The organism is Bradyrhizobium sp. CCGB12 (assembly GCF_024199845.1).
In the GTDB taxonomy this organism is placed as follows: Bacteria; Pseudomonadota; Alphaproteobacteria; order Rhizobiales; family Xanthobacteraceae; genus Bradyrhizobium.
This window is the reverse complement of sequence record NZ_JANADO010000001.1, coordinates 6,159,851-6,185,294: the sequence shown is the minus strand read 5'-3', so window position 1 is coordinate 6,185,294 and position 25,444 is coordinate 6,159,851. Positions and strand designations below refer to the sequence as shown.

Here is a 25,444-nt window from a genome sequence, read left to right as displayed (position 1 = left end):
AAAGCAAGCTTTCCTTCACCTTGCGCCCGGCAAGGCTTGCCTAGTTGCTTGAAAGATCAGCAGAAATTGGTTCGCTGTTGCCGAAAAACAACCCGACTTTAACGATGTTCCCTCAGAAAGGCTTCATCTGGCTTGAGTAAAAGTACGCTCCAAACAGGATGCGTAACAAGCCAATGCAACTGGCCGACCAGAAGCAGAGCGATCGAGACGAGCTGGAGCCGATACTCTACGCCGCTCTCGTCAACTCTATGGTGCAGAATTTCTGGGCGATCTTCCTTGGCTCGGCCTGTACGGCCGTGGCCGCGGTCATGACGGCGTTGAAGACCGGCGACGTGTTGCTGTGGCCGATCGCGTTTCTGATCATTGCCATCGGCACCGCGCGCGCGTTTCAGATGCGGCCCTACGAAAAACGCCTGCCGGGCCTGACGTTCCAGCAGGCCAAGCAGCTTGAGCCGCGCTATTGGTTCGGCGCGCTCGTCTATGCCGGCGTTATCGGCCTGTGGTGCTTCGTCGTCATCTTCAACAACGACGACGCGGTCGCGAACATGCTCTGCGTTTCCGTCACGGTTGGCTACACCGCCGGCGGCGCCGCCCGCAATTACGGCCAGCCGCGGGTGATCCAGTGGCACGTCGCGCTCGCCTGCGGTCCGATGTCGCTCGCCTTGCTGCTGCACGGCGGATTCTACCATATCGGGCTCGCGATCCTGCTCGTGCTGTTCTTCATCGCGCTGAAGAACATCAACCTCAGCCTGCACGCGATCTTCGTCAAGGCGCTGACCTCGAGCTTCCGCGAATCCGCGCTGGCGAGCCAGTTCGATACCGCGCTCAACAACATGCCGCATGGCCTGTGCATGTTTCGCGCCGACGGGCGCCTTGCCGTCATGAACCATCGCTTCAGCGAGCTGATGGCGCTGCCCGAGGACCTCGTCAAGCGCGGCGCCACGGCCGCCGACATCGCTTCGGCCTGCGTCTCCGCCGGGTCGATCTCGGCGGAGAGCGGCAACCGGATCCTGACCGAGATCGAGCAAGCGCGAATCTGCGAGATCGTTACCGCCGATCCGGATCAGGCGCGCGGCCGCACGTTGGCCTGGACGTTTCAGCCGATGACCGGCGGCGGCACGGTGCTGCTGCTGGAAGACATCACCGAGCGCACCAGCGCCGAGGCCCGGATCAGTCATCTCGCGCGCTATGACGAGCTCACGGCGCTGCCCAACCGCGTCAGCTTCCGCGACGAGATCGAGCGGCTGCTGGCGCATTCGCACGGCACCGAACGGCTCTCCGCTCTGCTGTTCGTCGACCTCGACCAGTTCAAGCAGGTCAACGACACGCTCGGTCATCCCTGCGGCGACCAGCTGTTATGCGCGGTCGCCAATCGCCTGCGCGAAATGCTGCGCCCCGAGGATTTCGTTGCCCGCTTCGGCGGTGACGAGTTCGTCGTGTTCCAGCAGAACCTCTCGTCGCCCGAGGATGCAGCCGCGCTGGCCCGCCGCATCGTCGAGCGGCTGAGCGAGCGCTATCGTATCGACAACCATCTGGTCGAGATCGGCGCCAGCGTCGGCATCGCGCTGACCTCGTCGGACGGCACCAGCGCCGATACGCTGCTCAAGAACGCCGACATGGCGCTGTACCGTGCCAAGGCCGACGGCCGCGGCACCTTCTGCTTCTTCCGCGACGAGATGGCGGCGACCGTCGAGGCCCGCCGCATCCTCGAGCTCGACCTGCGCAAGGCGCTCGCCAACGAGGAGTTCGAGCTGTTCTACCAGCCGCTGGTCAATCTGAAGTCCGGCAAGATCACCACCTGCGAGGCGCTGTTGCGCTGGAATCATCCGGTGCGCGGCACGGTCTCGCCGGTCGACATCATCCCTGTCGCCGAGGACATGGGCCTGATCGTCGATCTCGGCCGCTGGATCCTGCGTCGCGCCTGCATGGAGTGCATGAAGTGGCCGGAGGGCGTCAGCGTCGCCGTCAACTTCTCGCCGCAGCAATTCCACCAGCGCGACGTGCTGAGCGAAATCCGCTACGCGCTCGAGGTCTCGGGGCTTCCGGCCCATCGCCTGGAGATCGAGATCACCGAATCCTCACTGCTGCGCAACACCCAGCTCACGCACGATATCCTGTCGCAACTGCATGCGCTCGGCGTGCGCATCTCGCTCGATGATTTCGGCACCGGCTATTCCAGCCTCAGTTATCTGCACAATTTCCCGATGCAGAAGGTGAAGATCGACCGCTCCTTCCTCGAAGGCATCGATACCGATCGGCCGCTGACACTGCTGCGCGGCGTGGCGCGGCTGTCCGCCGACCTCGGCATGGCCGTCGTGGTCGAGGGCATCGAGACCAACGAGCAGCTCGAGCTGATCAGCGCCGACGGCACCGTCTCCGAGGGGCAGGGCTATCTGTTCAGCCGTCCGGTGCCCGCGGTGCGGATGCGCCAGCTGCTCAATGCCTCGCATGGGCGCCGCGGCGAGAGCCTGCTCCAGGTCGTCGGCTCGCGCTCCTTCGCCTGAGATCCTTCTCAAGATTTCGTGTCGTCGTTTCAGTCCGTTGCTATGCACCGTAGTGCTACGGGGGGTTAACCCTAACCCTTCGAATGCTTTGCATGGATGTTAAGAAGCTGTTAATAAATCATGACGCGCGTTGAAGTTGTTCTGGAGAATCCTCCTGGCCTGGGCGCGTTTGCAGCGAGCGGTGTGGGTAAGGAGTCTGTATGCAGTCCTCGGCCAGAGCGGTCATTTCGGCTGTGGGACGAGGGGCAGAACTCCTCACCGATGTCGACTATCACCTCGCAGAGACGGCAGAGGAGAAGGAGGAGATCTACAACCTCCGCTACCGCGCCTATCTGCGTGAGGGTGCGGTCAAGGAATCCGCGGACGCACGGGTCACCGACCGCTACGACGAGCTGCCGAACGCGTGGACCTTCGGCGTCTATCTCAACGGCGAACTCTGCAGCTCCGTGCGCATCAGTGTGCTGACCTCGGAATGGCGCGAGTCGACCTCGGCCGATGTCTTCCCCGAGATCCTGCTGCCGCGGCTCGACCGCGGCGAGGTCATGATCGATCCGACCCGCTTCGTCGCCGATCCCGACCAGGTCAAGCGCGTTCCGGAATTGCCCTATCTGACGACGCGCCTCGCCTACATGGCCTGCGAGCATTTCAATGCCGATCTCGGCCTTGCGATCGTGCGCGCCGAGCATCAGGCCTTCTACCGTCGGGTGTTCCTGCACGAGACCATCGCCGAGCCCCGGCTGGTTCCCGGTCTCACCAAGCCGTTCGGCCTGATGGCGGCGGACTTCCCGACCTTCCGCAAGAAGGTGTTCGAGCGCTATCCGATCATGCGGTCGACCGCCTTCGAGCGGCGAATGCTGTTCGGGCGCGGCGGCCAGCGCCAGATGCCGCAACGCCCCGTCCCGCAGCGGCCGGTGCTCGTGGCCGACGCCCTTCACGCCTGATTCCAAAGCAGCGTCGCGGGCCGTTCCCGTCGCCCCGCATCAGCCTTTCGGCCTAGAACTCCGGCAAAAAGGCGCTTGTGCCGCTTGTGCGGCTTGCCTTCACCCTTGCGCCACATTTACAACCCATTAACCATGACGGTTGCTTTTCGCTGGTTGGGGGCATTTGACCGGCTGAGGCAAGGTTCCATCAAGGTTGACGGAACGTTCGCTTAACCAACCCCCTGTAGACCGGACAGCAGTGGACTAACGCGAGCGTGGAGGCTCCGGAATGAAACATCCTATGCGTATCCTCCAGGGATTGAAGCTGGTCGCGGTGCTTGCCGTCGCGCTGTCGATGGGCGCCTGCGCCAACAAGAATGCTGCGACGGATGCGATGGCCAATGCGGCGACGCCGGGCAGCCAGCAGGATTTCGTGGTGAACGTGGGTGACCGCGTGTTCTTCGAAAGCGACCAGACCGATCTGACCCCGCAGGCGATCGTGACCCTGGAGAAGCAGGCGCAATGGCTCCAGACCTATCCGCGCTACAGCTTCACCATCGAAGGTCATGCCGACGAGCGCGGTACCCGCGAATACAACATCGCCCTCGGCGCCCGCCGCGCCCAGTCGGTGCGTTCGTTCCTCTCCTCGCGCGGTATCGATCCGAACCGCATGCGCACAATTTCCTACGGCAAGGAGCGGCCGGTCGCCGTCTGTAACGACATCTCCTGCTGGTCGCAGAACCGGCGCGCCGTCACCGTCCTGAACGCGAGTTCCTGACGCTTCGAGTCAGGCGCCGTTCATCTTCAGAAACCGATTATGCCGGCGTCCTCTCGGGCGCCGGTTTCGTTTCAGCATTCTGTGACCGAAACCCCTTGGTACCAGTCACATTTTTGGCGTACTCCACTTCAATGTGTGGCGCGTCAAATGTTCCGTCGCAGGCCATTTCGCTTTTGTCGTCAGGGCAAGATGTCATCCAGATTTAAGGTCTTTACCGGCACCGTGGCGATCGCCGCGCTGCTCTCTTTGTGCTCGCCCGTCTTCGCGCAGACGGATGATGACCCCGAGATGCGGATCGAGCGGCTGGAGAACCAGCTGCGCCAGCTCACCGGCCAGAACGAGGAACTGCAATATCGCAACCGCCAGCTCGAGGAGCGGCTGCGGGCACTTGAAGGCGGCGCGCAAGCCGCGCCCGGGCAGGTGCCGGTCCAGCCTTCGGTCTCGGCCGCTCCGCCCGCGCAAATCGCCCCCGGCTATCGCCAGCAGCCGCCGCAACAGCAGCAGGCCATGCAGCCGAATTACGAGCAGCCGCAGGGCGGGGCTCCTGCGCCGATCGTGCAGGAGCAGCCGGGCCCCGGTGCTCCGGGCTCGCGCCGCCGCGGCGATGCGTTCGACCCGGGCCAGAATCCGAATGCACCCGGCGCACCGCGCGCGCTTGGCGGCGGCCAGCAGCCGATGCCGGCAGGCCAGGCTGGCGCGCCCGGTGGCCGCAGCGCAGGCGAGCCGCTCGATCTCGCCAACACCAGCCCCCGCTATCAGCAAGGCGTCCCGGCAGCGCAGCCCGGCTACCCTCCTGCCCAGCAGCAAGGCTATCCCGCCCAATCCGGCGGCACCGGCCTGACCACGCTGCCGCCCTCGGCAACGCCGCGCGACGAGTTCGACCTCGGCATCGGTTACATGCAGCGCAAGGATTATGCGCTCGCCGAGCAGACCATGAAGAATTTTGCGCAGAAATACCCGAGCGACCCGCTGCTCGGGGACGCCCAATACTGGCTCGGCGAGAGCTACTTCCAGCGCCAGCAATATCGCGACTCCGCCGAAGCTTTCCTCGCCGTCACCACCAAATATGAAAAATCGGCCAAGGCGCCGGACGCCCTGCTGCGGCTCGGCCAGTCGCTGGCCGCGCTGAAGGAGAAGGAGGCCGCCTGCGCCGCCTTCGGCGAGGTCGGCCGCAAATATCCGCGCGCCTCCGCCGGGGTCAAATCGGCGGTCGACCGCGAGCAGAAGCGGGTGAAGTGCTGACGCCTGGCGTCTGGGCCCTGACAATGCGGACGGTGCTGCGCTAAACATCGCGATCATCCGCTGGTGATGCTGGGCCGCGTCATGTCAGACGACGATAATTCACCGATCTCGGCGCGCGAGGCGAGGCGACTGTTCGCCGGACTGAAAGCTGCGCCGGCACTGGTGCTCGCAGTCTCCGGCGGGCCCGACTCGGTCGCGCTGATGTGGCTCGCGGCGCGCTGGCGGCGCAGTCTTGCGCGCGGCCCGCGGCTCACCGTCGTCACGGTCGATCACGGCCTGCGCCCGGAAGCGGCTCGCGAGGCGCGCGAGGTCAAGCAGCTGGCCACCGAACTCGGACTGCCGCACCGGACCCTGCGCTGGCGTGGCGCAAAGCCTAGGACGGGACTACCTGCCGCTGCCCGCGAGGCCCGCTATCGCCTGCTCGCCGAGGCCGCGCGGGCCGTGGGCGCCAGCCACGTGCTGACCGCCCACACCCGCGACGACCAGGCCGAGACCTTGTTGATGCGAATGCTCCGGGGCAGCGGACTTGCCGGGCTGTCGGCGATGGCTGGTGTCAGCGAGCGCGACGGCATCGCGTTGGCGCGGCCGCTGCTCGATGTCCCGAAGGCACAGCTGATCGCGACCTTGAAGCGGTCCAAGGTCGGCTTTGCCGACGACCCCACCAACCGCGACACGGCCTTCACTCGGCCGCGGCTGCGTGCGCTGCTGCCGCAGCTCGCGGCCGAGGGCGGCGATGCCCGCACGCTGGTGCGGCTCGCGGCGAGGCTGGCGCGCGCCAATGCGGCAGTCGAGATACTGGCCGACGGCGCCGAACGCTTCCTGCGTTTGCGGGATCGCGACGTTGCGCCGCAGGAGGGCGTTCGAAGCTTCGAGGCCGCGGCGTTTGCCGTCCTTCCGGAGGAGGTGCGGCTACGGCTCCTGCTGCGGGCCATCGACGCGCTCGGGCACGAAGGGCCGGCGGAACTCGGCAAGGTCGAAACCCTGATGTCCGCGCTCGATCGGGCCATCGCCGCAGGTCCCCGTGCAGCCGCAAATGGACGGCCGGTCCTGAAGCAGACCCTTGCGGGAGCCTTGATCAGCCTCGCCGGCGGGCGTATCCAGATCGCACCGGCGCCGCCCCGGCGGCGCAAGGATGCATAAAGATGCATGATCGCTGCATGAGGTCGGATCATAACACCGGCCGTTTCGCCGCTGCGCCGTCAGGCCACCTTAACCAGGCAGGAAAAACCCCGGCTCGGACGCCATTATTTCAGCGGGAATCGCACTAAGATGGGATAAATAGTCCCATCTCGTTCCCTTGGCAGCGACCGGGGCGGCACCTAAATTGTATGCGTCTAACGATGAGGATTCCTTGGGGTTTCCTCGTATTGACCCAAATAGACGACCCAATTAACGACCCAAGGATCAAGGCCGCGATCCGCGCGACCACGAAGGAAGATCGATGAACGCCAATCTGCGCAATTTCGCCCTCTGGGTCATCATTGTCTTGCTGCTGTTGGCGTTGTTCACGCTCTTCCAGAACCCGGGTCAGCGCGCTTCCTCGCAGGACATCGCCTTCTCCCAGCTGCTGAGCGAGGTTGACCGCGGCAATGTGCGCGACGTCGTGATCCAGGGTCCCGACATCCACGGCACCTTCACCAACGGCTCCAGCTTCCAGACCTATGCGCCGAACGACCCGACGCTGGTGAAGCGCCTCTATGACAGCAAGGTCCAGATCACCGCGAAGCCGCCCGGCGACAACGTGCCGTGGTTCGTCTCGCTGCTGGTCTCCTGGCTGCCCTTCATCGCGCTGATCGGCGTCTGGATCTTCCTGTCGCGGCAGATGCAGGGCGGCGCCGGCAAGGCGATGGGCTTTGGCAAGTCGCGCGCCAAGATGCTGACCGAAGCGCATGGCCGCGTCACCTTCGAGGACGTCGCCGGCGTGGACGAGGCCAAGCAGGACCTCCAGGAGATCGTCGAATTCCTCCGCGACCCCGGCAAATTCCAGCGCCTCGGCGGCCGCATTCCGCGCGGCGTGCTGCTGGTCGGCCCGCCCGGCACCGGTAAGACCCTGATCGCCCGCGCGGTCGCGGGTGAAGCCAACGTGCCGTTCTTCACCATTTCCGGCTCCGACTTCGTCGAGATGTTCGTCGGCGTCGGTGCGAGCCGCGTCCGCGACATGTTCGAGCAGGCCAAGAAGAACGCGCCCTGCATCATCTTCATCGACGAAATCGATGCCGTCGGTCGTCATCGTGGCGCCGGCCTGGGCGGCGGCAATGACGAGCGCGAGCAGACGCTGAACCAGCTGCTGGTCGAGATGGATGGCTTCGAGGCCAACGAGGGCGTGATCCTTATCGCCGCGACCAACCGTCCCGACGTGCTCGATCCCGCGCTGCTGCGTCCGGGCCGCTTCGACCGCCAGGTCGTGGTGCCCAATCCTGATGTCGTCGGTCGCGAGCAGATCCTCAAGGTTCACGTCCGCAAGGTGCCCCTGGCGCCGGATATCAACCTCAAGACCATCGCGCGCGGCACGCCGGGCTTCTCCGGCGCCGACCTGATGAACCTCGTCAACGAGGCTGCGCTGACCGCCGCCCGTCGCAACAAGCGGATGGTGACGCAGGCCGAATTCGAGGAGGCCAAGGACAAGGTGATGATGGGCGCCGAGCGCAAGTCGCTCGTCATGACCGAGGAAGAGAAGCTGTTGACGGCCTATCACGAGGGCGGCCACGCCATCGTCGGCCTCAACGTGCCCGCGACCGATCCGATCCACAAGGCGACCATCATCCCGCGCGGCCGTGCGCTCGGCATGGTCATGCAGCTGCCGGAGCGCGACAAGCTGTCGATGTCGCTGGAGCAGATGACCTCGCGCCTCGCCATCATGATGGGCGGCCGCGTCGCCGAAGAGCTGATCTTCGGCCGCGAGAAGGTGACTTCGGGCGCGGCCTCCGACATCGAGCAGGCGACGCGCCTTGCCCGCATGATGGTGACGCGCTGGGGCCTGTCGGAAGAGCTCGGCACCGTCTCCTACGGCGAGAATCAGGACGAGGTCTTCCTAGGCATGTCGGTGTCACGGACGCAGAACGCTTCTGAAGCCACCGTCCAGAAGATCGATTCCGAGATCCGCCGTCTGGTCGAGGAAGGCTACAAGGAAGCGACCCGCATCCTCACCGAGAAGCACGCCGACCTCGAGGCGCTCGCCAAGGGCCTGCTCGAGTTCGAAACGCTCTCCGGCGACGAGATCGTCGACCTGCTCAAGGGCAAGAAGCCGAACCGCGAGTCCGTGCTCGAACCGACCACCCCGCGCGCCTCCGCCGTGCCCCCGGCCGGCAAGTCGCGCCCGCGTCCTGATCCGGATCCCGGCCTGGAGCCGCAGCCGCAGGCGTAATCGCAGGGCAGCAGACCGAATTGAAAAACGCGGCGGAAACGCCGCGTTTTTTTGTTGGCGACCGTCATTGCGAGCCACCGGGGCCGCGCAAAGCGCGGCCCGATAACAGGCTCCGCGAAGCAATCCAGACTCTTTCGGCGGTGGCAGTCTGGATTGCTTCGTCGCAAGGCTCCTCGCAATGACAGTGCTGAGGGAGCTGCGCTCCCAATGGCTTGGCGGCAGCTTCGTAGGGTGGGCGCTCAAATGACCGCCGGGAATTTCGCGGCCGCGTCAGGCCGCCCGCTCGTTCTCGATCGCCGCTTGCGGCGTGTTCCGGAAACCGATGGCCATCCGATTGTAGGCGTTCATCAAGCCGATCGCGATCGTGAGGTCGACGAGCTCGCGCTCCTCGAACACGGCGCGGGCAGCCTGATAGGCTTCATCCGGCACGTTGGTCTCTGCGACGCGCGTCACCGTTTCTGACCATGCGAGCGCAGCGCGTTCGCGTGCGTCGAAGAGATTTCCAGCCTCAGCCCACGCTTGCACCAGTGCGAGCTTCTCGATCTTCACACCGTTCTTGAGCAGGTCGCGGGTGTGCATGTCGAGGCAGTAAGCGCAATTGTTGATCTGCGACACACGCAGATAAACCAGGTTGACAAGCACTGCGGGAAGCTTGCTCTGCATGACGTAGCCGTAGACGCCGCCCAGCGCTTTGATGCCTGCCGGGGCGATCTGGTTGTAGTCGAGGCGCTTGCTCATTTTCCTGTTCCTTGATGACGATTGCTATTTGACCGGAGTGGTCAGTTGCTTCTCGTCGCTGTCGACGACAAACACTGCGAGCAGTTTCGCGGGCCTGGTGTTGCTCGCATTGCGGCTGACGGCATGGAGCGAGCCCGGCGGCTCATAGAAACTCTCGCCGGCCCGGTAAACATGCTTCGGCCCGTCATTCACCTGCGACTCGATTTCTCCCGACAGGACGTAAGCGAAGATGAAAGCCGACTTGGCGTGGAGATGTGAAGGCGATGCCCCGCCCGGCGTATAATCGACGATCACGCTGACCAGCGACTTGCCGGGGATGTTGGGAATCGCCTCCGCGAAGTGCGGCCTGACCGTTTCACCGATGCCATGCGCGGCGGCGGGCGTTGCCGCAGCGATGGCAGTGGCAGCATAGGCCGCACTGAGAATGGATCGTATTTTCATGGTCGTGTTCTCTTTGGTTTGTAAGGAGTGATGACACTGGTCCGGAAAAGCGGGCTCACTTGCGAATGGCGGCCTTCAGCGAGTCGACGAATACCCAGAAGGAGGCGGCGAACAGGCCGATATCCTTGAGGAGGAACTGGCCCGGCGCGACCGAGATTGCGGGCACCCCGAGCTCCGGCACCACGACACCCGGCGTCGAGAACATGAAGCTCAAGGTCGTGACGAAGAGTCCGGCCGAGAGAAAACCGCCGGCGACGGAGAAGACCGGGCTTGCCAATCTGAGCGCGATCAGCAGTCCGATGCTCAGTTCCAGGAAGCCGAGAAAGGCGGCGAAGCCGCGGACCGAAAACAGGGCGTAGAACCAGCTCAGCAACGGGCTGTTCTCCACCAGCGGCACCAGCCCCTGGGCTTCGTAGTCGGTGAACTTCATTCCGCCGAACCAGGCGTAGATGATCGCGAGCGACACGTAGAGGCCGACCCGGCTGACCGGCTCTGCGTAAGTGAGCAAGCGTTCGGCGTGATCGTGCCACCGCACGCCGGTACCAGGTAAGAGGAACGGTTCGGGGGTCTGAGTAATGATGCGAGACATGGTCATTTCCTTTTTGTGATCATGGTTTCAGTTGGATATGCGGTTCGATTGGTCTCACGCATTCACGCGCGAGCGAGGTTGTAACGGGGGGCCGGAATGGCGCTCGAGAGCTTGTTCGTCATGGCGAGGCGAGCGGTCTCATGGCGATCCCATTCGGCCTTGTCCGGCAGCGACGGGATGGTCACGGTCTCGCCGAGGTCGAGACCCGCGAGCGCCGCATCGACCAGATCGTCGGCCGACATCACGATTTGCGGCGGAAGCTGATGCACCGGCGTGCCGGCGACATCCCAGAACTCGGTGGCGGTGGCGCCAGGCAGCACGGCCTGCACGCGGATGCCCTTGCCAGCGAGCTCGTGAACGAGCGATTGACTGAATGCGAGCACGAAGGCTTTCGAGCCGCCGTAGACGCCATTCAGCACCTCCGGTGCGATCGCGACAATCGACGCAATGTTGATGATCGTGCCGTTGCCGCGGGCGACAAATCCAGGGACTGCGGCATAGGTCAGCCGCGTCAGCGCGATAACGTTCAGGTTGATCATGTCTTCCATCTTGTCGGCATCGGAGGTCACCAGCGGGGCCGATGCGCCGACGCCTGCATTGTTGACCAGCACTGAGATGCCGGCGTTGGTCTTGAGGATGTCCTCGACGCGCCGTAAGTCCGCCGGGGACGTGAGATCGGCTTCGACCGTCTCCACTTTCCGGCCCGTCTCGTTGGCGAGGCGGCGCGCCAGCGACGCGAGCCGCTGCTTGTTGCGGGCAACAAGAATGAGATCATGGCCACGCTTGGCCAACCGATCGGCGTAGATCGCGCCGATGCCGGTTGATGCGCCGGTAATGAGGGCAGTGCCTGCAGTCTGGGTCATTTCCATCTCCGTTGGTTGGCCGGGTTCGTGGCCTCGCGGTTATGGATATGTCCTTCCGAAATTGATTGGTATCTGCCAAAATAGAGATGCATCCTTCTAAAATTGGAAATATCCCATGGGCCGTTTCGAAAGCATGTCGATCGTCTTGGCAGTAACGGAGACCGGTAGCTTGTCGGCCGCGGCCCGCCGCCAGAAAATCCCGCTGGCGACGGTGAGCCGAAAAATTTCCGAGCTCGAAGCGGACCTGCGCACCAAGCTATTCAACCGGTCGACCCGCGCGCTTGTCCCGACGGAGGCAGGGCTTTCATACGCGGCCGCAGCCAAGCGGATTCTCGCCGACGTCGCCGAAGCCGAGCGCGCCGCGTCCGGCGAGTACGCGACACCGCGCGGGGAACTGAGCGTTACGACCCTCGTCGCGCTCGGCCGCTTGTGCCTGCAGCCAATCCTGGCGGAGTTCCTGGTGGCGTTCCCGGAGGTCGACGTTCAACTCAATCTACAGGATCGAACGCTCAATCTCCTGGACGAGCACATCGACGTTGCGCTTCGGGTCGGCGATCTCGCCGACAGCAACCTGATCGCCGTTCGTGTCGGGGAAATTCATCGCCTGGCTTGCGCCAGCCCGGCCTATCTGAAATCCCGCGGCACGCCGAAAACGCCTGACGATCTCTGTGCGCACGACTGCATTAGCTATCCTCCGATGCAGTCGCCAACCGCTTGGCGATTCAAACGGGAGCAGACCGACTACGAGATACCCGTGCATTCCCGCTTTGTTGCGAGCAATCTGGAGTCGGCCTGTGATGCCGCGCGCGCGGGCATAGGGATCACTGTGGTGTTCTCCTATCTCGCCGCCGAAGCGATAAATTCGAGAGAATTGGTTCCGCTGCTCCAGGAATTTCAGCCGCCGCCGCAGCCTGTCAGCTTCGTGTATTCGCCCAATCGTTTCATGCCGGCCAAATTGCGCGTCTTTCTCGACTTCGCGGTACCACGCCTCAGGGCGCGCCTCGCCGACCTGCCAAAAGGCGCAGCTTCGCCGAAGCCCCGCACGTAACCTGAATCGACAAATGTCATTATGCATCCGCTTCGAATCAGAACCGACCTGACCATAGCCGCGCTTCCCCTGAAGCCCGATGACAGGCTCCGCGAAGCAATCCAGACTCTTTCGGCGGTGGCAGTCTGGATTGCTTCGTCGCAAGGCTCCTCGCAATGACAGTGCTGAGGGAGCTGCGCCCCAATGGCTTGGCGGCAACTTCGTAGGGTGGGCGAAGGCGCCCTTGCGCCGTGCCCACCATCTCTCGGCCATCACGACAGAAGTGATAGGCACGCTTGCGCTTTGGCTATTCTACGATCTCCTCACTTCGCCCCGGCTCCCGACTTGTCACCGCCACGCGCCAGGAAATGCAGCACGTCATCGTTGAACTGCTCGCGATCCTGCAGGAACGAGAAGTGACTGACCTCAGGCTGGATCAGCAGGCCGGCCCCCGGAATGTTGGCCGCCATGAACTCGGTGTTCTCGCGCTTGATCGCCTCGTCATGATCGCCGTCCACGATCCAGGTTGGCACCTTGATCGCCGCGAGGTCGGAGGCCGTCCATTTCGGCTGACTCTCCCACATCTTGGTGATGTCGTCGACGAAGCTCTTGTACGCCGTCGGCGTCGGCGAGAGACGCTTGTACTCCTCTCCGGCCCTGGCGATGTAGGCGTTGAAGACGTTGCTCGATGCGATGTCCGCAACGCCCGACGGATCCGAGTTGGCCGCGAAGGCGAACAGCCTGCTCACCCGCTCCGGGTGCTTCATGGCAATGTCGAGTCCGATGATCGCGCCGTCGCTCCAGCCGACGATCGCGGTCTTCCTGATCCTGAGATCATCGAGCAGCCCGATCACGTCCGAGGCCATCAAATCGTAGCCATACGGCTCCTGGTTGCGGCTGCTGCGCCCGTGGCCGCGGCTCTCCATGACGATGACCTGATAGTGCCGCTGCAGCGCGCGGACCTGATGGCCCCAGTAATTGGCGTTGGCGAGGCCACCATGCAGCAACAGGACGGGTTCACCCCGGCCGAACATTGCGTACCAGACCTTGATGCCGTTGACGGGCGCGAGGCCGCTTCTCGTCGCCTTCGGCAAGGTCGGCGTCGGCGGCAGGCTCAGCCATTGCGGCGCCGCCTGTGCCGCGGTGAACGAGACCGTGACGAGAACTGCAATGAAGAGATTGCGAAAGCGCATGAGACGCCCTCCTGTTCGACCACTGGATATTACCGTACGGCGAGGCGGGTGCGTCACGTCGCAACAGGGGCCGCCACCGAAACGTGAAGCCTCGTGATCTCCATCTGCCGGCGAATGATGCCGCAACGCGACGTCCGGGTTCAAACGGGACGCGCGCTCGGCCTGATCTGCGTCATCGCCACGCCTGACATCGCGAGCAGCCCGCCGACGATCAATCTCGGCGTCATGCGCTCGCCGAGGAACAACACGCTCGACATCAAGGCGAACACCGGAAGCAGCAGGCCGCGACGCGGCTCATGGAGCAGCGCCCGATCAGCCAGAACCAAAGGCCAAACCCGACAATTCCTCCGATGAAGATCGTGTAGGCGAGGGCTAGCCAACCGCGCTCGTCCGCGGCGGCGAGGCTCGCCACTTGTCCATATTCGAGCAGCAGAGACATCAACATCACCTGCGGCACCGTGAACAGCGACGACCATCCCATCAGCATCAGGGGATCAAAAGGGCCGTAGCGCTTCGTCAGGACATTGGACACCGCGAATGCGAAGGCTGCTCCGACCACGAGCAGCAGCGGAAGCCCGTTTCCTGATAGGCCAGACTCCGCCGCCAACGCCACCACGCCACCGAATGCCAGCAGCACTCCGGCGGACGTGGTGAGAGACGGCCGCTCGCTGAGGAGCGGCCAGGCCAACAGCACGGTGAAGGGCGTCGCGAGCTGATAGGCGACGGCCGACATGCTTCCCGAGCCGAGCCCAAGGCCGACATAGAACAGCCCGAAGTTCAGTCCGCCAAGGAAGATCGAGATGGCCGCGATGGGGCCGAGCTGCTCGCGCGTGGGCCGTTTGACGATGGGAACGAGCAGCAGCGCGATCGCCAGGAAGCGGAGTGCGAGGAAGAAGAGCGGCGGAAACTCCGCCACCCCCACCTTGATGGCCACGAACTGATAACCCCAGAGCAGGGGAACGGCCACCGCGCAGACGATCTGGATAGCAGACACGGCATCCTTCCTTTCAAGACTGATCGGTCTAAATATACATGCGTCAATCGTGGTAGCGTCCCTGATCGGGTCGTTTACCGGATGAAGCGGTGGAGCAGAGCGTCAGCGGTGGCTTGCGACGTCGTCCGTGCCGGCGCCGTCTTGCCGACCACGCGCAACCCCTCGACGAAACAGACGAGAATTCTGGCTGCACTGGAGGGATCGACGCCATCGGCGAGCTGGCCCGCCGCCTTTGCGCGGGACAATGCACCCGCAAGCCTGGCTTCCATGGCTTTGAAAAAGCCCGCGACGCGGCGCGCGACTTCGGCGTCCTGGCCAGCCAACTCCATGGCCGTGGCCACCAGCAGGCATCCGCGCCGGCCATTGGCGCCGCTCGTGCGCTCGACGTAGCCGGAAAGAAAGGCTCGCAGGCCGTCGGCCGGCTCCCCGCCGGGCCCGAGTTCGACATCCATCCGTGTCACGGCATCGGCAATGTAGCGATCGAGCGCGCGCAGGAAGAGCGAGTGTTTGTCGCCGAACGCGGCGTAAAGGCTGCCCCGCGAGAGCCTTGTGGCCCGAAGCAGGTCCGGCAGCGCCGTAGCGTGATAGCCGCGCGACCAGAATTCGTTCATCGCACGCGCGACGGCGGCGTCCACGTCGAAACTTCGGGGACGGCCACGGGGCAATTGCACTGGGGCCTGAGAAGGCATGGGTGATATATAGACCATTTGGTTTATATATGGCAAGTGACCGCGGCAGCTCCAGAAGCGGTCATTCGTCCGAGCATTGAAATGTCAGCTATGGCCAATTGCGGCTGTGAGCAGTCGCAGCAAGCCCAGCCCTGTTCGATCACCTCGTCGGCGCGCAACAGAAACGATTCAGGAAGCTTCAGTCCGATCGCCCTCGCGGTCTTGAGGTTGATTGTCAGAAAGAACCGTGTGGGCTGCTCGATCGGCAAATCAGCAGGATTGGCTCCCTTGAAGATCTTGTCGACGAGAGCCGCCGAGCGGCGGAGGAAATCCTTGATGTCGTAGCCATAGCTGAGAGTTCCGCCATCGACCACGTATTCGCGGTGGGCAAACGTCGTTGGCAGCCTGGCCTTCATCGCGAGCTCCGCAATGCGTCTGCGATGCAAGGCGAAGACGGCATCAGTGATGACAACAACGGCCTCGACATGCTGTTGGGCAAACTGGACGAAGGCGGTATCGATCTCGTCTGCGTTGCGCGCATCGGCCCGCCATAGCTCAACAACGACTTGTCGGGCCGCCGCCTGAACCGTTGCGAGCCCCGGCACGGTCGTCGGGCTATCCGGGTTGGCGAGAACCCCGATGCGAGAGAGCTTGGGCAGGATCTCAGATAGAAATTCAATCTGCTTGGCAGTCGTGCTCTCATGTGAGGTCGCAAGGCCGGTGACATTGCCACCCGGCCTCGCAAGGCTGGACACGAAGCCGCTACCAACCGGATCGCTCACATTACTCATGATGATCGGTATGGTGCTCGTTGCGTTCCGCATCGCGGGAATGGCGGCGGGCGTGCCCAAGACGACGACATCGACGTTCAAACGAACCAGTTCGGCGGCAAGTTCGGGAAATCTGTCGTAACGACCTTCGGCATAACGGTATTCGATGACGTAGTCCCGCCCCTCGATATAACCCAAATCGCGCAGCCCCTCGATGAGCCCGACACTGACCCGCGACGTTCCGGCCGGCGTTCCTCCGATCAAGTGTCCGACACGCCAGAGTTTTCGCCCACCTCGCTGGGCCCGCACCGGGGGCGGCCAGACTGCTGCCATAGCGGCAAACGCTGCGATGATCTCCCGCCGTCGCATTCCTCGCCCCTAGGCAATGGACGAAGCACAGTATCGGCTCTGCCGAGCGGCCCCGATATAAGGATGAAATTGGTCCTGCCCCAAGGCCGGAGGGCCGCGGCCCGATGTCTCAGCCGGGTCACTTGCAGAAGTGGTGGAAATGAATGCCGACGCCAGCGCCTTTAGGGCCAGAAGCCGCTACCGCCCATGAAGCAGGCGCATCGCCTCTTCCACGCACTCCTCAAGACTTCGGCGTGCCGTGTCGACCGTGAAGTGATCGCGTTCCCAGGGAGCGTAGGCTCGGCCGGTGACCGCATTCCAGCTGGGCAGCGACTGCCCGGCGATGTCGGTCGACCTGGTTTCAATCCTGCGCCGATGCTCGTCGGAATCGCCGCACACCACCTCGATCCAAACGACTTCGGCACCAGCCTTCCGCGCGGCAGTTTCCCAGCCTTCCCGAGCCTCTTCGCAATCGTTCACACAGTCGGCGATCACGTCCAGGCCAAGGACCAGATTGTCGGTCGCGACGGCTTGAGCAGCTCGGTAGGTCCAGTCCAGGAGATCAACCGGTGCAGTACCGGATGCCCAGATCGCCTGATCCATCGAATCGATCCGCAGCCAGATAGCTCCGGTACGCCGAGCCAAAACCCGAGCAATGTTTGACTTGCCGACCCCCGGCAAACCAGCAAGCGTAATGAGTCTCGCCATTGTACACTCGAATTGCTTTGAATCGGAGGTTAGCAGTCCGACCGCCAAGTCCGCCATAGGTCAAACGGCGAAGTGGCGGAGGGCACGCCTAAGTCCGCTTCTGATTTTTAAGCGAGCATCCAGACACGAGAGAGACGCGCGCCATAGTCGCACACTCCGTCATTGCAAGCGGAGCGAGGCAATCCAGAGTCGATCCGCGGAAAGTTTCAGGTGCCTTTATGCGTGGCTGAACAAAGTGGCATTAAGAAACTTCAGTAAGCTCCTCCAACAGTGCCTTGGCAGAACAAAGGTCTGGTGTTTCGAAGCCTTCCGTAAACCAGCCGTAAACGGGACCAAGGAGGCCTCGCGCGTCGGCCATCTTGCCCTGGTCGCGCAACAGCCGAGCCAAACTCATGGCAGCACGCAATTCAAAGGATTTCGCGCCTTGGCTTTGCGCCACCCTGATCGCCGCTTGCAAGTAATCCTCGATCTCCTCGGCTGGAGCGCCACCAGTGCGATGCAGTTCGCCGTCAAGGCGCATGAGTTCCGCCTCCCACATATGTTCACCATTGCGCTCAGCAATGGCCTTTGCTTCGGCCAGGGTGGCCAGTCCGTTGTCGTCGTCGCCCAATTGGTGATACATCGCCGCGAGCATCCACAAATAACGCACCTGGTACCAGCTAGCTCCGAGCCTGCCCCGCTCGTTCAGACTCAGGCGCATGAGGGCCAGGCCGCCCTCCACGTTGCTTTCCTGTGCCATCGTCCAGCCCCGCAGGATGAGACCGCTCAAGCGCCAATAGTTCAAACTGTGCTGATCGGCGAGATCGATGATGGCTTCGGCGTGCGCATGCACACCCGCCACGTCCGCCATCAACTCGGCAGGCCCCGCTCCACCATAGACCTGCACGTGCGCGGTAAGATTCGTTTGATTCAACTCCGCAGCGTATTCATACGCCGCACGGCTGGCCCTCCGGGCCTGTTCAGGGTAGCCAAGGATCCAAAGCACAATCGCCAAGTAGGGTAGTGCCGAGGCTTTGGGGTCATGGACATAGTGGACAGGCGGCGGCCGATGCGCGTCCGGTCGATAACGACCCAAGATCGTTTCGAACTCCGACCGAGCCGTGAGAAAATCGCCGGCATGCATGGCGGTGAGTGCCGCCAAACGATGTGTCGCCAATTCAAGTGCCGTATCCCCGGTGCGCTCGGCGGCGCGCTGCGCCTCGGCAACAAGGCCCTGCATGGCGCCAAAGTCGCCGCGCACGAAGTGGAAAATGAACTTCCCGCTAAGAGTGGCGAACAGGGCAGCGGTGTCATCGAGTTCATAACAGAGCGCGTGAGCTCTGCTGAAGGCTGTGCCCAGTTGCGGAGCGGTGTACCCGTGAATGGCAATCAGCGGACCTCCGATTGCCGTTTGCAGCGCGAGTTCCAGGCGATCGCGCTCCGGTCCTTCTGGATTCGCCTTGAGTGCCTCCAGCCCCCTTGTGAGGTGAGTGATCGCTTCGAGATTGGCGGAACGTCCCGCGGCAATCCGGCCCGCCCGCAGCCAATAGCCGACTGCCTTTCCCGCCAGTCCACCCTGCATGAGGTGCAAAGCGATCGTCTCCGGCTCAGCCTCGGCACGGGCAGGATAATGTTCCTCGAGAGCTGCTGCGATGCGGGCGTGAATCTGCTGCCGCTTGCTCTTCAAGAGACTCTCATGCGCGATGTCTTGGACCAGCGCATGTTTGAAACTGTAGCCGATATCCGGAGGTGCTCCACGGCGGAATATGAGTTCCGCTGTCAACAGGTCATTGAGAGCACGCTGGAGCGAGTGTTCGTCGAGGGCCGTTACTGATCTTAGAAGGTCGTGTCCGAATTCGCGCCCAATGCATGCCGCGATCTGGGCGACTTCCTTGACCGGCGCCAACCGATCGAGGCGGGCCATCAACGAGTCCTGCAGCGTGGTCGGGATCGCCAGCGGTGGCAACGGACCCATCAACTCATAGCGGCTGCCCCGGTCTTTGAGCAGCCCGGATTCGACGACGGCCTTGGTGAGTTCCTCGACAAATAGAGGCACCCCGTCAGTTTTAGCCAAGATCTGCTCAAGAACCTCCTGTGGAAGTATTTTGCCGCCCGTGATCCGGTCGATCACAGCCGCTCCTTGCCTTCGGCCTAGCCGGCTCAAAGAGAGCGATGTCACGTGTCCACGGCCTGTCCAGCGAGGAACGAATTCCGGCCGGAAGGTGATAATCATCAGAATAGGAAGTCTCTGCACCTCGTCGACCGCCCGGTCGAGGAGTTCGAGCATGGTAGGATCTGCCCAGTGGACATCCTCGTACACGGCAAGCAGCGGCTGCCGCGCCGACAGGCCTTGTATCTGCTCGAGGAGGGCCCGGAACGTTCGTTCTTTCTTCTGGTGTGGACTAAGCGTTAGTGGCGGGTATCTCCCACCTGCCGGGATCGTCAAGAGGTCCGCAAGAACCGGCGCGCTGTCATGCAAGTCGTTTGTAGCAAGAGCGAGCATGGCCTCGAGTTTATCGAGCTGTTCTTCAGGAGCGTCCTCCCGTCGTATTCCGGCGGCCCGTTCGAGGAGGCCAATGATTGGGTACAACGCGGTGTTGGTATGGAACGGAGAACAGAAATGGCTCAGTGGCGTGTGCGGCGCACCTGCGAGATGGTCGCGCAATGCCCGCACGAGCCGAGACTTGCCAATGCCTGCTTCGCCGCCGAGCAGGACGATCTGTCCCTCACGCTCCTTCGCCTGCTCCCAGCGGTCCAAGAGCAATGCAAGCTCTTGATTCCGTCCGACCAGTGCGGTTGTTGCCATGCCGTGCTGGGCATCGAACCGACTCTCGGCCACGCCCTCGCCGATGACGAGCCAGGCCTGCACCAGTTCCGGGAAACCCTTGAGAGGCATCATGCCAAGGTCCTGGTAGATGAAGGCTTCGGCGAGGAGGCGGCGCGTAGACTCGGCGATCACCACATCGCTGGGCTCGGCCAGACTCTGCAACCGGGCAGCCAGGTTCGGGGTTTCGCCGATCACGGTCCGCTCGCGAGCCTCTCCCTCGCCTATGAGTTCGCCGACCACGACCAGACCGGTTGCAATGCCGACGCGAGCGGCAAGCGCTAAACCGCCCGGCTCGGTAAGGGAGGCGACCGCCTTGGTCACGCGAAGCCCGGCGCGGACGGCGCGCTCCGCCTCATCTTCATGCGCCCGCGGCCAACCGAAATACGCAAGAACGCCGTCGCCCAAGAACTTGGCGATGTGGCCTTCGAACCGGGCGATCTCGCCCGCCACGGCGTTGTGGTAGGCCTGCATGAGGTCACGTAGCTCCTCGGGGTCGCGCCCCGAGGCGAGTGCGGTCGACCCGACCAAGTCGACGAACATGACCGTAAGCTGCCGACGATCCGCCTCTGAGGGCAGTGCCGGCCTTATCTGTTCGGTTGGCTCACCTGCGTCAGGTGCGATGGGAGCGATCGATGACGAGCGTGCTTGAATTGCCTTCAGTACGATCTTGCGCGGCCCGAGCGGCAAGCCAAGTTCTCGCAGATCCGTTTCGGTTAGCTCTTGCAGGACATCAGGCGTGACTTCGGCTTCCTGGAAGGCGTGGGTGTAGCGCTCCAGCCCAAGACTGCGAAGCCATTCGGCTATATTCACGCGAAGTCTCCTCGCGCGGTGCCAAGCGATACGACGGCGAACTCAGTTGTCAGTTGAAGGTATGTAACCTCAGCTTCAGTGAGCCGTCCGCCTGGCGCTCGAACACATGGGTTGCAATGCCGCCGGCACTTTGGCGGCTCCCATCCGGTCCCTTGCCCTCGGCCGACCATTTTGCGGTGCTGTAGACGACCTTCTCGTCTCCACCCGCGTCTATGATTGTCAGTTTGTGATCAGTGAATCCGCCTGAAAACAGCCCGGCGAAGAAATTTTCGATTTCTTCCGGACCCGATATGACCTGATGCGTTGGCGGTAGCACTTTGGCGTTCGAAACATACGTCGCGGCGACCGCTTTCGCGTCAGCTTTGTTGAACGCAAAATCCCAGGCGGAATAAGCTCCAATAATTTCGGCTTTGAAGTCGAAGCTCGTCGAGGAGGTCAGGTTCATCATGATTTCCTCCCTCAGATTAGCCTTGGTAACGCCTCCACTATACTACTGCTGGCCAGTACGCGAAATCCGGAATTCGCGGGAACGGGCGTGCTGAGTGCCAAGTCTGCTTCACACTTGGAAGCAGACGTCTCACCTTGGCGAATGCACGCCCTGAGCCGCGGCCTCACTTCGGCGCCGCGGCCGTCCGTGGTCACCCGCACATGGATCACCGCGATGTCGTTCGCGTAGATCCGCTTCCAGCCTTTGAGCTGGTCGAGGACCTCAGGACCCGGCGCGTCGGCGACCAATAGCGGCCCGTGTCAGAACATTCTCTGAAATCAGACCAAGAATCTTGGCGGTCTTGAGATTGATGATGAGGTCGAACTTCACCGGTTGCTGAATGGGCATGCCGGCCGCCTTTGCCCCACGCAGCATTATATCCGCTACGCCGCGCCAAGAGGACGGCGGCCCGGTCGCTCGGGATCACTATTTTCGTAGAATTTTGTCCATTGCTTTTCCACGAGCCAACTCGTCGATCAGTTTATCCAAGTAGCGAATCTCCTGCATAGTTCGCTCTTTGATGTCCTCCACTCGAACACCGCAAATTACGCCTTTAATGAGGGCTCGCGACGGATTGATCTTGGGAGCCTCTGCAAAGAATGTCTCAAAGTCGGTTTGTTCTTTCAGCTGCGTCTCCAGCTCCTCCTGACCGTAGCCAGTCAACCACGAGATGACCTGATCAACCTCCGCCTTGGTACGTCCCTTTTTCTCCGCCTTCGCTACATAGAACGGATAAACGCTCGCGAAGCTTGTCGTATAGATTCGATGCTTTGCCATTGAATCGATCCGCTTGCATGGTTCCAAGGCACGTTCTCGCTCTGATCAATCTGCTGAGCCAACTTTAGCATGTCGGCAGTGATCGAATCCGCGAACGCGTGTCGTGTCCGCTATGCATTCAGCAGCGAAGCAGGTCAACTCGTCTTAACGTGTTGGCCAATAGGCGACATTGATTCCAGTTTGCAGCGTCGTATTCTGCGTATTGCTCCAGATCAAATGGTGCATTGCCGCCAGTGACAGCGTGCTTCCCGTTTCAGGGCGGATTTTACCATGCTGACGAAGCGCGAATTTCTCAGTCCGCGGCGTTGGCCGCAGCTGGCCTCATCGCCGTCAAGTCCACCCCTCTGCTGGCCCAAACCAGTGCGGACCGCCCCGGTCCAAGGGCGGGCGACTTCCGGACGACATCGACCTCCAGAAATATCCTGCACGACGCCGGTTACCGCGATGAGCCAAATCCGGACAACCCGAGAAAGAGCCTATTCGATAACTTCGTCGGCCCGTGTCAGAACACTCTCTGAAATGCTTAGACCAAGAATTTTGGCGGTCTTGAGATTGATGATGAGGTCGAACTTCACCGGTTGCTGAATTGGCATGTCGGCCGCCTTTGCCCCACGCAGTATCTTATCCGCAAACTCCGCTGCACGGGTGAACAGGTCGATAAAATTGGCTCCGTATGAAATCAAGCCTCCGGCGTCAACGAATTCTCTGAATCCAAATATGGTTGGTATTCTTGCGGTGTTGGCCGCGGCGATGATTTGGGACTTGTGAGCGTTTGTAAGAGGCTCACTGTACACATAAAGAGCATCAGTGCGGCCCGCCAGCCTTGTCATGGCGGGCTCGATGTCGCCCGCCGTCGCGATCTCAACAATGTTTACGTCGATGTTCATCCGTTCGGATGCAGCCCGGATACCGGCGACTTCGTGTTTAAGACCGGCGTAGTGTATATTGACCAATGCAGTGAGACGGCGGACGCTTGGGATAACTTCTCTCAGCAATTCAAGACGCTTGCTACTAAGCTCCCCTGGCTGGATGGAAAGTCCCGTCAGGTTTCCGCCTGGCCGAGACAAGCTTACAGCAAGGCCGTTACCAACGGCATCGCCGTAAGCCGCAAATACAATGGGAATGGTAGACGTTGCCTGCTTGGCGGCCACAACGCCGTACGCCGACGTGACGATCAGATCGACCTTTTGTCGCGCGAACTCGGCTGCAAATTCCGTGGTCTGCTGTACATCTCCGGCTGCCCATCGATACTCGATCGTGACGTTGCGTCCATCTGTCCATCCAAGCTCTGACAAGCGCTTCGCGAATGCCGCCGCCCATGCCCCGTGAGACGTCTCTGATCCTGCCACGAGGAAGCCGATCATCGGTCGCTTCTTCGGTTGTTGTTGTGCATTGCCTTTGATCGGCCGCGCAGCTGCCGCGCCTGCGACGAGAGTTAGGAACTGCCTTCGCCTCATCTGACGTTCCTCGCCCAAGAGAATTGCTTAGCCTAGCACACCGGATATGGGGCCGAGTTGGAATTGGCATGAGACGAGGCGAGACGAGACAGGAAAATTCCAAGCGTCGCAGCAATGTGAAACTCGAACTCGTCCATCGCGACTTGGGCCAGATCGGTGTGAGCCTGTCGAAAATCCCATTTTGAAGCTGACGGCGCCGCCGACTTCCATGTCGGTCGTGATCACACAAACAAGCGTCTTGAAGTCCGGGGGCTGATTGAAAAATCCGCGCCGCTTAAGGGCGGCAAGCAGATTTATCGGATAACATCGGCCGGCAGGACTTGAGTGGTTGCGCCAAACATCGTAAGCCAGCTCTGTCGATGCTTCTGCTTGCCACGGTGCTGAACGACGAAACGCAGCACCATCGTGAAGGGTCAGGTTCATTTCCTGACAGGTTCATTTCCTGACTTCCGGCCGATGAGCATAGTTACAGTTTTTTGGTGACTTGGTAAAAAGGCGACATGGGGCCCTTCGTAGGTTCAAAGACCGTCTGCATCCCGTCGAGCGTTAGCTAGACATAGCTCAGATGCCGCGGATCACTCTCACGCGGGTGCCGTTGCATTGGATATGGAGAGCACCAAATGGCTTCCACGCGGGACGACAGGCTCGCGGAAATGCAGATCGCGGAGGAGCTTTCGCACCTGGCGCGCGAAGAGGGAGACAGTCCCTCGGCCCAGCCGACCAGCGTGGCGGCGTCTCGCGCCCAGCCAGCAACGAACCATTCATCGGCGAAGCGGCGCCATGTGGCTTTCGCCTGCTCTCTGTTGGCGGCATCGATTGGTGTTGTTGCTTGGTGGTGGTCGCCCTCCGCTCATCCCGCCATGACGGCCCCTCACCCTGCACCTCTGACGCAGGGCCCCCGAGAGGCGGCCTCTCCGAAAGACGCAGCGCTGTCTGCCATCATCGCCCTGTCTTCCGACTTGGCACCGCAGCTCCAGTCGTTGACGCGCGATCTTGCTGCCCTGAGCCAGGCGGTCGAACAGCTCAAAGTGAGGCAAGAGCAATTGGTCCGCGACAACGAAAATGTCGCGAGCCAACTCAAGGCGAGCCAGGAAGAAATAGCGCGTAACAATCGTATCGCGGACGAGACCAGGGCAATCCAAATCCAGATGGCGCGCGAAAGCCAGACGCTTACCGAGCGCCTCAACGCAAGCCAAGCACAACTCGCCGGCGTCATTGCCAACGCTTCAGCGCCAAATGTGATGCCTGAAGGGCCAAAGGTGAGCCCCGAAGAGCCAAGGGTTATGCCTGAAATACCATTGCCGCGTCCTCGGCAGTCGGCCAATGTTGCCCAAGCGCCAAAGCCGGCGTCAACCGCCCCGCTGCAAGTCAAGAAGCCGCAACCGTTGTTGTCATGGCCATGGTCGCGCTAGTGCCGCGACCGACATGCCCCCAACTTGGATGCTGACGATCCTTCCTTGAGGCCTGCCAGCGCGTCAGACCGACGTCGCCCGAACTCGCAATTTATTACGCGCGTTCGACGTCGCTTCGGTGTACCTGCACAAACGGTCACCAGGCGGGCAGTTCGACCCAAGCCCGAAAACCGAAGTCTCCAAGCCGAGTACGACGCGCGAGGCAATGAAAGATGCGAGTTCGGGCCTCTTTTAAGCGAGACAATCCTTTTGACCAATTCGATGCCGGCTTTGCTGCCGGTCACGGCGCCAGGAATGAATTCCCCAACAACGTGTCGCTCTCCGCGAGGGACGTGCCCGATGCCGTCGTGCGGGCGCAAGCCGCCACGTTCTTCAAGCAATACTTAGCGCCAAGGGACAGCGAAGTCGGTGCTGCTCGCCTCGCTGCGTTGGAATATCTAACGCCGCTGATTGTCGGCCCATCCCTCGTCATTTTGGCGTTTGCCTGCGTGATTGGGTGGATAATGGCGAGCCTCCGTACGGCTTAGGACTTGACCATAAATCCGATC

At 62.2% G+C, this 25,444-nt stretch carries 22 protein-coding genes and 1 pseudogene; 9 read left to right on the top strand and 14 right to left on the bottom strand.

Features of this window, described 5'->3' with window-relative positions; all coding sequences use genetic code 11:
- Positions 1-173 precede the first annotated feature (173 nt).
- The 6 genes from NLM27_RS28300 (at position 174) to ftsH (ending at position 8,808) form a co-directional block, all read left to right on the top strand.
- A complete protein-coding gene (locus tag NLM27_RS28300; protein WP_254146407.1) occupies positions 174-2,504 on the top strand; it encodes a bifunctional diguanylate cyclase/phosphodiesterase in 2,331 nt (776 codons plus the stop codon).
- A gap of 200 nt (positions 2,505-2,704) precedes the next feature.
- Positions 2,705-3,445 (top strand): hypothetical protein, encoded by a 741-nt coding sequence (locus NLM27_RS28295; protein WP_254146406.1) that lies wholly within the window; start codon positions 2,705-2,707, stop codon positions 3,443-3,445.
- Positions 3,446-3,713: 268 nt separating this feature from the next.
- The gene (gene pal, locus NLM27_RS28290; protein ID WP_212286611.1) at positions 3,714-4,202 is read left to right on the top strand and encodes a peptidoglycan-associated lipoprotein Pal; all 489 of its coding nucleotides are present in this window, start codon (positions 3,714-3,716) and stop codon (positions 4,200-4,202) included.
- Between the two features lie 189 nt (positions 4,203-4,391).
- Positions 4,392-5,444, top strand: a complete 1,053-nt coding sequence (gene ybgF, locus NLM27_RS28285; RefSeq protein ID WP_254146405.1) for a tol-pal system protein YbgF — start codon at positions 4,392-4,394, stop codon at positions 5,442-5,444.
- Positions 5,445-5,525: 81 nt separating this feature from the next.
- A complete protein-coding gene (gene tilS, locus NLM27_RS28280) occupies positions 5,526-6,584 on the top strand; it encodes a tRNA lysidine(34) synthetase TilS (protein WP_254146404.1) in 1,059 nt (352 codons plus the stop codon).
- 301 nt (positions 6,585-6,885) lie between these two features.
- Positions 6,886-8,808, top strand: coding sequence for an ATP-dependent zinc metalloprotease FtsH (gene ftsH, locus NLM27_RS28275; protein WP_018641582.1), 1,923 nt, complete (start codon positions 6,886-6,888; stop codon positions 8,806-8,808).
- A 270-nt stretch (positions 8,809-9,078) separates the two neighbouring features.
- Here the strand turns inward: ftsH and NLM27_RS28270 are convergent, their stop codons facing one another.
- From NLM27_RS28270 to NLM27_RS28255, 4 genes are all read right to left on the bottom strand, one after another.
- The gene (locus NLM27_RS28270; RefSeq protein WP_254146403.1) at positions 9,079-9,546 is read right to left on the bottom strand and encodes a carboxymuconolactone decarboxylase family protein; all 468 of its coding nucleotides are present in this window, start codon (positions 9,544-9,546) and stop codon (positions 9,079-9,081) included.
- Positions 9,547-9,570: 24 nt separating this feature from the next.
- On the bottom strand, positions 9,571-9,987 hold the full coding sequence (locus tag NLM27_RS28265; protein WP_254146402.1) for a cupin domain-containing protein: 417 nt from the start codon (positions 9,985-9,987) through the stop codon (positions 9,571-9,573).
- A 55-nt stretch (positions 9,988-10,042) separates the two neighbouring features.
- Complete coding sequence (locus NLM27_RS28260) at positions 10,043-10,576, bottom strand: YkgB family protein (protein WP_254146401.1); 534 nt, start codon at positions 10,574-10,576, stop codon at positions 10,043-10,045.
- Between the two features lie 62 nt (positions 10,577-10,638).
- Complete coding sequence (locus NLM27_RS28255; RefSeq protein WP_254146400.1) at positions 10,639-11,439, bottom strand: SDR family oxidoreductase; 801 nt, start codon at positions 11,437-11,439, stop codon at positions 10,639-10,641.
- Between the two features lie 115 nt (positions 11,440-11,554).
- Here NLM27_RS28255 and NLM27_RS28250 point away from each other — a divergent pair, with 115 nt between their 5' ends.
- Entirely contained in the window at positions 11,555-12,487 is a 933-nt protein-coding gene (locus tag NLM27_RS28250) for a LysR family transcriptional regulator (protein WP_254146399.1), read from the top strand.
- A gap of 302 nt (positions 12,488-12,789) precedes the next feature.
- Here the strand turns inward: NLM27_RS28250 and NLM27_RS28245 are convergent, their stop codons facing one another.
- The 10 genes and pseudogenes from NLM27_RS28245 to NLM27_RS28205 all read right to left on the bottom strand — a co-directional run bounded on the left by NLM27_RS28245 (position 12,790) and on the right by NLM27_RS28205 (position 23,484).
- Positions 12,790-13,659, bottom strand: a complete 870-nt coding sequence (locus NLM27_RS28245) for an alpha/beta fold hydrolase (RefSeq protein WP_254146398.1) — start codon at positions 13,657-13,659, stop codon at positions 12,790-12,792.
- A 140-nt stretch (positions 13,660-13,799) separates the two neighbouring features.
- Positions 13,800-14,653: pseudogene (locus NLM27_RS28240) on the bottom strand (DMT family transporter).
- Between the two features lie 74 nt (positions 14,654-14,727).
- Positions 14,728-15,342 (bottom strand): TetR/AcrR family transcriptional regulator, encoded by a 615-nt coding sequence (locus NLM27_RS28235; RefSeq protein WP_254148951.1) that lies wholly within the window; start codon positions 15,340-15,342, stop codon positions 14,728-14,730.
- Between the two features lie 23 nt (positions 15,343-15,365).
- The gene (locus NLM27_RS28230; RefSeq protein ID WP_254146397.1) at positions 15,366-16,460 is read right to left on the bottom strand and encodes an ABC transporter substrate-binding protein; all 1,095 of its coding nucleotides are present in this window, start codon (positions 16,458-16,460) and stop codon (positions 15,366-15,368) included.
- A 177-nt stretch (positions 16,461-16,637) separates the two neighbouring features.
- Complete coding sequence (locus tag NLM27_RS28225) at positions 16,638-17,147, bottom strand: AAA family ATPase (protein ID WP_254146396.1); 510 nt, start codon at positions 17,145-17,147, stop codon at positions 16,638-16,640.
- 241 nt (positions 17,148-17,388) lie between these two features.
- Complete coding sequence (locus tag NLM27_RS28220; protein ID WP_254146395.1) at positions 17,389-20,763, bottom strand: AAA family ATPase; 3,375 nt, start codon at positions 20,761-20,763, stop codon at positions 17,389-17,391.
- Between the two features lie 49 nt (positions 20,764-20,812).
- Positions 20,813-21,211: a nuclear transport factor 2 family protein gene (locus tag NLM27_RS28215; RefSeq protein ID WP_254146394.1), complete on the bottom strand. Its 399-nt coding sequence runs from the start codon at positions 21,209-21,211 to the stop codon at positions 20,813-20,815.
- A gap of 261 nt (positions 21,212-21,472) precedes the next feature.
- Positions 21,473-21,598, bottom strand: coding sequence for a hypothetical protein (locus NLM27_RS43655; RefSeq protein WP_256570034.1), 126 nt, complete (start codon positions 21,596-21,598; stop codon positions 21,473-21,475).
- Between the two features lie 78 nt (positions 21,599-21,676).
- The gene (locus NLM27_RS28210; protein WP_254146393.1) at positions 21,677-22,027 is read right to left on the bottom strand and encodes a DUF2200 domain-containing protein; all 351 of its coding nucleotides are present in this window, start codon (positions 22,025-22,027) and stop codon (positions 21,677-21,679) included.
- 476 nt (positions 22,028-22,503) lie between these two features.
- Positions 22,504-23,484 (bottom strand): ABC transporter substrate-binding protein, encoded by a 981-nt coding sequence (locus NLM27_RS28205; protein ID WP_254146392.1) that lies wholly within the window; start codon positions 23,482-23,484, stop codon positions 22,504-22,506.
- Between the two features lie 620 nt (positions 23,485-24,104).
- Here NLM27_RS28205 and NLM27_RS28200 point away from each other — a divergent pair.
- Together NLM27_RS28200 and NLM27_RS28195 are read left to right on the top strand one after the other, a co-directional pair.
- Positions 24,105-24,896 (top strand): hypothetical protein, encoded by a 792-nt coding sequence (locus NLM27_RS28200; RefSeq protein ID WP_254146391.1) that lies wholly within the window; start codon positions 24,105-24,107, stop codon positions 24,894-24,896.
- A gap of 212 nt (positions 24,897-25,108) precedes the next feature.
- Positions 25,109-25,423 (top strand): hypothetical protein, encoded by a 315-nt coding sequence (locus tag NLM27_RS28195; RefSeq protein ID WP_254146390.1) that lies wholly within the window; start codon positions 25,109-25,111, stop codon positions 25,421-25,423.
- Positions 25,424-25,444: the final 21 nt, after the last annotated feature.